The sequence below is a fragment of the Psychrobacillus sp. genome, assembly GCF_056205495.1.
Genome location: NZ_JBAEAP010000081.1, coordinates 1 through 2,167, shown reverse-complemented (window position 1 = coordinate 2,167; position 2,167 = coordinate 1). Strand labels below are relative to the sequence as shown.

Here is a 2,167-nt window from a genome sequence, read left to right as displayed (position 1 = left end):
AGCTAGAAATTCATCTGAATACTGACCTAACCCTTCTAAATCACTAATCGGCTCTACAAATCCAGCATCCACTAGCTTTAATCCCGCACCATAGGGTCTTAAATGAAAAATGTCCGGCCCCTCTCCTGCTTGAAGTGCAGTATTTAACACTGTATTGTATTCTGTATTTTTAGTCGGGTTAAATTCTACTTGTATTTCCGGGTGTGTTTCGTTAAAAAGTGCGATTACTTTTTCATATTTCGAAACATCCTCTGTTCTCCAGCTTCCAATGGTTAAGTTTACTGTTTCCTTTTCACCTGATGTGGCAACCTTGTCTCCATCTCCCTTTGAGCCAGTTGAGGACGAACCATTTTCTTTATCATCTGAACAAGCAGCTATAATGAAGGTAACTAACATAATCAAAAAAATTGAAAGACCATTTTTAATCCAACTTTTCATAATCAGTACTCTCCTTTTTTATAAACGTCTCGTAAACGCTTCCATGGATCTCCAGTCTAAACTCTTTCTTTGGAACCTCCCTCCCGTAATGTATTGCATTGGTTAACAGCACCACAAATAGTTTTTCTTTTGGATCTATCCATATGGAAGTTCCAGTAAATCCTGTATGTCCAAATGAGCCAATGGACCAGTCCGTACTGATTGTTACTTCGGTATCTTTACCATTCCATACTTCAAAGCCTAGACCCCTGTGTTTAAAAAGTTTTTGATGACAGTCTTGTAACCAGGCAGGATTAAATACATTTTGATCAGACGGATGTAACCAGTAATGCACGTATTGAACAAGGTCATCTAAACACGAGAATAATCCTGCACTACCTGATACCCCATTTAACATATATGCTTTTTCATCGTGTACTACTCCTTGAACATAGCTCCCATTCATATATTCAGTTGCTGCTATAAGATTTCTAACTTCTTCTTTAGGATTAAATGTCGTATTCTTCATCCCCATTGGTATGAGAACTTCCCTCTCTACAAATTTATCGAAAGACTCTCCCGACACCTCCTCAATAATTTTTCCTAATAAAATCATTCCTAAATCGCTATAAATCACTGTTTTTCCAGGCTCAAAGATAGGAACAGCATTAAGTGTCTCTTCAATAATATTTCTATCCTCTCCTCTTTTTACTGGCGGGGATAAATCTGCAGGTAGACCACTATTATGATAAAGAAGGTTTTCAATATTAATATTTGGATATCGGAAATGTGGAATATACTTTTGAACAGGATCATCTAAAGATAACTGTTCCTTGTCTAGCAAAACTAGCGTGGCTGGCAACGTTGCAACTATTTTTGTTAAGGATGCGATATCAAAAACAGTTTCCATTGTGACTTCCTTTACTTCACCAGTATTCGTAACGAAAGATCCAAAGCTGTCCCTATATAGCACTACATTGCCTTGCTGAGCATGAATAACGCCTCCCGGTATCTTCTTAGCTACCAAGTATTCATTTATAATATTCCTTAGCATAATTCCCTCCTCCATTTCATTAAATTTAATTTTCTGATAATTATTAATTACAGTATATAAAATAACATTATAAGAAACAATTGAATTTTTAAAATATTATTTTAAAATGGGGAAAATTCCGAAAAGCGTCTGCCAGATATAGAAATGACCAGCTTTCCAATTTAAAAAGCGAGTAACTGGACAAGTTAACGTCCACTTACTCGCTTTAAATACTTTTAAAGACTTATAAACAAATTTTAAACGAGAGAAAAATAGATTATACAACTACCACTAGTTTCCTTACGAATAAGCCTGCATATAATAAACCAATTCCAATCATAAGGATTACTCCAATATATACTGACATCATGGTCGGTATCAAAAATGCCCCAATAATAATCGTGGAGCGAGCGATTAAGTCTGCCCCACTAAATGAAAAGTTGGAAAATGCGGAGTACGATCCCCTTTTGTCTGCGGGTATCATATTTGCTTGCTCGGCATTTCTAACAGGGGAATATATTAACTCGCCGACCGTAGCTATTAAATTAAAGCATATAAGTATATACCATGTATTGGCAGAGGTTATCGTTATGTATCCAATACTATATAAGGCTAGACCTACTAGTAATACATGCTTATTGCTGAAACGATCCGTTATTTTATTGATGAAAAAAGTCAAACAAACTACTAAAAGCATATTTTCTATATTAAGTAAAC

3 protein-coding genes are annotated in these 2,167 nt (G+C 35.6%); all 3 read right to left on the bottom strand.

Features of this window, described 5'->3' with window-relative positions:
* The coding region (locus tag AC06OU_RS02575; RefSeq protein WP_475853768.1) for an extracellular solute-binding protein at positions 1-438 on the bottom strand (438 nt) is incomplete at its 3' end.
* A complete protein-coding gene (locus AC06OU_RS02570; RefSeq protein WP_475853766.1) occupies positions 422-1,471 on the bottom strand; it encodes a serine hydrolase domain-containing protein in 1,050 nt (349 codons plus the stop codon). The genes AC06OU_RS02570 and AC06OU_RS02575, both read right to left, overlap by 17 nt.
* Positions 1,472-1,727: 256 nt before the next feature.
* Positions 1,728-2,167 (bottom strand): MFS transporter (locus AC06OU_RS02565; RefSeq protein ID WP_475853765.1); only part of this gene is annotated, 440 nt, incomplete at its 5' end.

What these genes read in the sequence shown, in the direction of transcription:
- AC06OU_RS02570 (WP_475853766.1), bottom strand. Translation starts at nt 1,471, where the DNA reads ATGCTAAGGAATATTATAAATGAATACTTGGTAGCTAAGAAGATACCG.